The organism is Mesotoga sp. HF07.pep.5.2.highcov, assembly GCF_003666285.1.
GTDB lineage: Bacteria > Thermotogota > Thermotogae > Petrotogales > Kosmotogaceae > Mesotoga > Mesotoga prima.
This window is the reverse complement of sequence record NZ_JFHJ01000288.1, coordinates 1-5,632: the sequence shown is the minus strand read 5'-3', so window position 1 is coordinate 5,632 and position 5,632 is coordinate 1. Positions and strand designations below refer to the sequence as shown.

At 47.6% G+C, this 5,632-nt stretch carries 4 protein-coding genes and 2 pseudogenes; 1 reads left to right on the top strand and 5 read right to left on the bottom strand.

Annotated features, from left to right (window positions below):
• The first annotated feature begins 394 nt into the window (after positions 1 to 394).
• Positions 395 to 1,288, top strand: coding sequence for an EamA family transporter (locus tag BG32_RS06110; RefSeq protein WP_121510483.1), 894 nt, complete (start codon positions 395 to 397; stop codon positions 1,286 to 1,288).
• Positions 1,289 to 1,347: 59 nt separating this feature from the next.
• Here BG32_RS06110 and BG32_RS06105 read toward each other — a convergent pair whose 3' ends face one another.
• From BG32_RS06105 to BG32_RS06085, 5 genes and pseudogenes are all read right to left on the bottom strand, one after another.
• Positions 1,348 to 2,313, bottom strand: a complete 966-nt coding sequence (locus BG32_RS06105) for an ABC transporter ATP-binding protein (protein WP_006489882.1) — start codon at positions 2,311 to 2,313, stop codon at positions 1,348 to 1,350.
• Positions 2,306 to 3,296, bottom strand: a pseudogene (locus BG32_RS06100) (ABC transporter ATP-binding protein). The gene BG32_RS06105 and the pseudogene BG32_RS06100 overlap by 8 nt, the downstream one beginning before the upstream one ends.
• Positions 3,297 to 3,300: 4 nt before the next feature.
• Entirely contained in the window at positions 3,301 to 4,173 is an 873-nt protein-coding gene (nikC, locus tag BG32_RS06095) for a nickel transporter permease (RefSeq protein WP_121510482.1), read from the bottom strand.
• A 5-nt stretch (positions 4,174 to 4,178) separates the two neighbouring features.
• Positions 4,179 to 5,189, bottom strand: coding sequence for an ABC transporter permease (locus BG32_RS06090; protein WP_006489888.1), 1,011 nt, complete (start codon positions 5,187 to 5,189; stop codon positions 4,179 to 4,181).
• Between the two features lie 77 nt (positions 5,190 to 5,266).
• A pseudogene (locus tag BG32_RS06085) lies at positions 5,267 to 5,632 on the bottom strand (ABC transporter substrate-binding protein); the annotation flags it as partial.

The window sequence follows — 5,632 nt, the reverse complement described above, 5'->3', positions numbered from 1 at the left end:
CTTCTTGGCACACTACAACTTGCAACTGTTCTTTTCGGCGAACGGTTAACCGTCCAACGGCGAACCGGTTTCACTTCGCTCTTTCCAACCCCCAACCTGCTACCTCCGACCACGGTCTTTATAAAGTCCGGATCCTGAACGGGAGCCTTCAGGATGACAAAATGAGTTGGTTCTGATCAGATGGCCTTTATTAGCCTTCTTCACGCCATAGATGGAGATGCTTGCCAGAATCACGCGAGGCAATCAAAGCAACAAAAGACTGTCATCCCGTGATGGGCTTCCCATTACAGTCCTTTTTTTCGGAAAAGTTTCGAAACCGTATTGTTTTTGAATGAATATTGTTGGATAATTCGATCATTACTCCAATTTCCATTTGGAAGATAGAGGTCGTGTGTTGAAGAAAAGTGGAGATGGAATGGCGATCCTCGCTTATGCTCTCGTCAGTTTTTTCTGGGGATCGACCTATCTGGCCATAAAGATCGGTGTTGAGGGAATGCCGCCGATGTTCTTTGCTGGCGTTAGGTTCCTCATAGCTGGTTTGATCATGATTGCTTTCTCGAGAATCAGGGGATACGCCTTTCCGGCAAGCATGAGAGAGTTCTCGAGATTGTCGCTTATCGGTTTGTTTATGCTACTTGGCGGGAACGGACTCGTAGTCTTCGCGGAACGGTGGGTAGATTCTGGTGTCGCCTCTCTCATGATGGCAACTATACCTATCTTTGCCGGCGTGCTGGAGCATTTTTTCATAAGAACGACACGCTTGACGTTGAAGGCTCTTTTTGGCCTTCTTCTAGGGTTCTTTGGTGTCTACTTTCTTCTAATTCCGGCCGAACACGGTATTTCTATCGACATCCCCGGGATACTAATGCTTCTCTCTGCGAGCTTCCTCTGGTCTATTGGAACGGTACTCTCAAAAACCTTCAAGGGGAACAGTTCGATAGTGTCAAATATCGGGATTCAAATGTTTGCAGGCGGTGTTGGGCTGATGTTCGTTTCTGCAATAACCGGTGAATTCTCAAGAGTAACGTTCTCTATGAATTCGGTTCTGGCAATCGCTTATCTCGTTGTTTTCGGGTCCTTGGTTGCCTACAGCAGCTACATTTATCTTCTTCAGAAGTGGCCTGCAACAAAGGCGGGTACTTACGCCTATATCAATCCTCTAGTTGCCGTCTCATTGGGAGCCATCTTCTTGGATGAAAAGATCAACTTTCTCATGATTCTGGCGATGGGCGCGATTCTTCTTGGGGTACTTATAGTCCAGAAATCAAAGATCAAGGTATCAGAATAGCAAGTATTAAAAAAGGCATGCCTCTAGGGACATGCCTCACAGTAAGTAGTCTTAAGAACTCAGAGGGGATAGTGGCACCTTACAAAATGACCGGGTTTTATCTCCCTCAATTCAGGTGCTTCCCTCTCGCACCGTTCATCGGCAAATGGACATCTGTTATGGAATCTACAGCCCGATGGCGGATCAATCGAACTGGGTATCTCACCCTTCAGTAGCCGCTTTTCCCTTACGAACTTCGGATCCGGGACGGGGTTGGAAGCCATTAACAGATCAGTGTATGGGTGAGAGGGATGTTTGAAGATCGTACTCTTGTCTCCCATCTCAACTACTTCACCGACATACATAACGGCCACTCTGTCGGCTATATAATCCACAAGAGATAGATTGTGTGTTATGAACATATACGTAAGATTCTCTTGGACCTTTATTTCCTTCATCATTTTGAGAACCATTGCCTGAACGGAGACATCCAGCGCCGAGGTCGGCTCGTCAAGGACGATGAACTTCGGTTTGAGAACCATAGCTCTCGCAAATGCTATTCTCTGGCGTTGCCCACCAGAGAACTCATGTGCATATCTATACATGTGATCGTCAATCAACCCTACTTCTTTCAAAACGGCCGCTATCCTGTCTCTTATTTCGATGTCGGTGATCTTGAAATGAATCTTCATCCCTTCCCCAATTATGTTCTTAATCAGTTTTCTGGGATGAAGCGAATTGTACGGGTCCTGGAAGACGATCTGCATATTTCTTCTCACTTCGAGCAGGTCCTTGCCCTTGAGTCCAAGTATGTCCTTTCCCTCGAATTCTATCTCACCTGAGGTCGGCTCGATAAGCCTCAAAACAGTTCTGGCAAGAGTCGTCTTTCCCGAGCCCGACTCTCCGACCACGGCAAAGGTTGACCCAGTTGGAATGTCCATATTTACGTCGTCTACAGCTCTGACAAATCGCTTCTTCGAGAAGATCGACTTCTTCACCGGGAAGTAAGTCTTCAGGTTCTTGATCTTGATCAAGGTCTCAGCCATCTTCTCTCACCTCGCTCTTTCCTTTGAAGAGATAGCAGGCAACGTAATGATCGGGCTCGATCTCCACAAATGGGGGTCTTTCAACTTTGCAGATATCCATCGCGTGCGGACACCTCGGATGGAATCGGCAGCCGGAAGGAGGATTCACCAGATCGGGAACAGTTCCTTTATTGCCTTGAGTTCATCTGTTCTTCCCACTCTCGGTACCGCCTGGAGTAGACCACCCGTGTAAGGATGTAACGGCTTTTCGAACAGTGTGGCTGTAGACGCATATTCGACCGAGTTTCCGGCGTACATTACAAGGACTTTGTCACAGAACTCGGCAACGACACCCATATCGTGCGTAATCAACATGACTGCGTTGCCCATCTTTTTGGCCAGTTCGTCGAGCAACTCAAGAATCTGAGCCTGGATGGTAACATCAAGCGCAGATGTTGGCTCGTCTGCGATTAGCAGCTTTGGATGACTTGCAAGGCCCATTCCTATCATCACTCTTTGGGACATTCCGCCACTAAGCTCATGAGGATAACTGTTCATAACTCTTTCGGGATCAAGGCCGACAAGGCGGAGCATCTCTTTAACCTCCGGGTAGGTATTCTTGATCCTGATCTTCTTTGACTTGGCGATTGCCTCCCTATCTGGTAACCTACTTTCATTACGGGATTTAGGGAGGATCTTGGTTCCTGGAAGATCATCGACATTTCTACGCCTCGTATGTTGTTCATTTTCTCTTCAGACAACTCTACAAGGTTCCTACCGTTGAAGATTATCTTTCCCTCCTGGATCTCTCCGGGTTGTTCGATCAAGCGCATTACCGCCAACGAAGTGACCGACTTTCCACAGCCCGTCTCCCCCACGACTCCAAGTCTTTCGCCAGAGTCCATCCAGAGCTCGACACCGTTGAGCGCTTTCACTACTCCTCTGTATGTGTAGAAAGATACTTTGAGGTTAGATACATCTAATAGCTTTCCTCTAAGCTCCATATAATTACCTCCTCAACCTTGGATCGAGCATGTCTCTTATTCCGTCACCGAGGAGGTTGAATCCAAGAACGACAAAGGCGATGAATATCCCCGGAAAGGTAGATATCCACCACTGGTCGATCAGGTAGTTTCTGCCGTCGGAAACCATGGCTCCCCATTCGGGTGTTGGAGGCTGGACACCTAACCCGAGGAAGCCAAGACTTGCTGCGGTGAGGATTATTGTGCCCATTCTGAGAGTCAACTGAACAAGAACGGGAGAAATACACATTGGCAAAACGTGAAGGAACATTATTCTAAGATTGCCACCGCCGACCGCACGTATAGCTTCAATATATGGCTGCGATTTGACTTTTATTGCCTCGGCTCGGGAGAGCCTGGCGTAGGTTGTCCACGTGACAATGGATATGGCAATAATCGTGTTTGTCAGATTCGGACCCAGCATTGCAGCAAAGGCCATTGCTAGGACCAGACTGGGAAAGGCCAGAAACATGTCCGTTATCCTCATGAGCACTTCGTCGACAATGCCACCGAAATAACCTGCCGTAACACCAACAATAATTCCTATGGACCCGCTGATGACCGATACCAGGAAGATTATCCAGAGCGCGATCCTGGATCCCATGATAACCCTGCTGAATATGTCCCTCCCGAACTGGTCCGTTCCGAAGAGATGCTGCCAGCTCGGAGCCTGCAATTTTATCTGGAGATCCTGATGAACCGGGTCGTAAGGAGCTATAAGTGGCGCAAAGGCTGCCATAAGAAGGAAAACAAGGATTATAGCCGAACCGATCATCGTGAGGCGGCTCTTTCTCCAGAGAAAAGCTGTATGCTTCAAATCATCCATGAATGGCTTAGATACTTTTACGGTTTTTTCCATCTAGATCACATCCTCATCCTTGGATCGAGAAGAGCGTAAAGAATGTCCACGATAAGATTCGCAATTGAATATATCAAGGCTATATACAATGTACCGCCCATTACAGCCGGATAATCAAGGAAGAGCATTCCGGTGGTTATATATCTACCCAGACCGGGCCAGGAGAAGACCGTTTCCGTAAGAACGGCTCCTTCCAGCAGACTTCCAAATACGAGTCCGATTATCGTAACGGTCGGTATCAAAGAATTACGCAGTGCATGTCGGTAAATAACTACGTTTTTTCTCAAACCCTTCGATTTTGCAGTTCTTATAAAATCCTGCCTCAACACGTCGAGCATACTGGCTCTGGTAATTCTAGCTATGGAGGCCGTCGCATTGTAACCGAGGACGAACGCTGGAAGAAGAATATGCATAAGGGCTTCTTTGAATGTGTCCCACTGCCCTGCAATGATTGAGTCTATAAGATACATGCCCGTCACTCTTGGAGGCGGATAGGTGAAGAAGCCAAGTCTTCCGCTCCCGGGGAGCCAGCCCAGCTTGAAATAAAACACAAGCAACAGAAGAAGCCCAATCCAGAAGACCGGCATCGAGACCCCTAGTATAGAGAAGATTCTAGAAAACTGGTCTATGGCTTTGTTACGGTGAACGGCCGACAAGATCCCCAGAGTTATCCCCAGTATGATCGAGATCGTTATTGCGACAAGAGCCAGTTCCATCGTAGCAGGGAAATAGTTCCTGATATCTTCCATAACTGGATTGGACGTCTTCAAAGAAATGCCGAAATCTCCTCTGACTGCTCCGGTGATAAAATTGCCGAACCTTATTATTAGAGGCTGATCGTAGCCCAGCTTTGCCTTCAATCTATCTACCGCTTCCGGCGGAGCATTTCCTCCAAGAATGGCGCCGACCGGATCGGCAGGAATGACATTTGCTATGAAGAAGACAATACAGGCGACTCCAAAGAGAACTATGATCATTAAGAATAGTCTTCTGAGTAAGAATTGTCCGAAGTTCATAGAATTACCCCCGTATCAATATCTGATTTTTTTGGGAAAGAATACGCCCCGCTCAAGAGAACGGGGCGGGGGATACTTTACTTAGATACCTTGGTGAAGTCGAACAGCATTCCGTAACCGAAAGCTGCTTCTTCAAAGTTCTTGACTTCTTTGCGAATTCCCCAGAACTCTACAGTCTGGTAAAGCATTGCAAAGGGTCCATTGTGGAACCAGTATTCAGTCAGATCCTTGTAAATCTGTTCACGCTTGTCAGGATTGGGCTCGACCTGACCCCATTCACAAAGCGTCGCCGCGTAATCGTCGAACCACGCATTTCTCCATGCGAGCTGGTTTGCCCTGTAGCTTGCGTGAGCCATCGCAAGGTTGTCCGGGTCTGGGTAGTCGTTACCCCAGCCGGCAATTATCATCTGATGACCCTGTGCCCTGTACTTTGCATACATCTG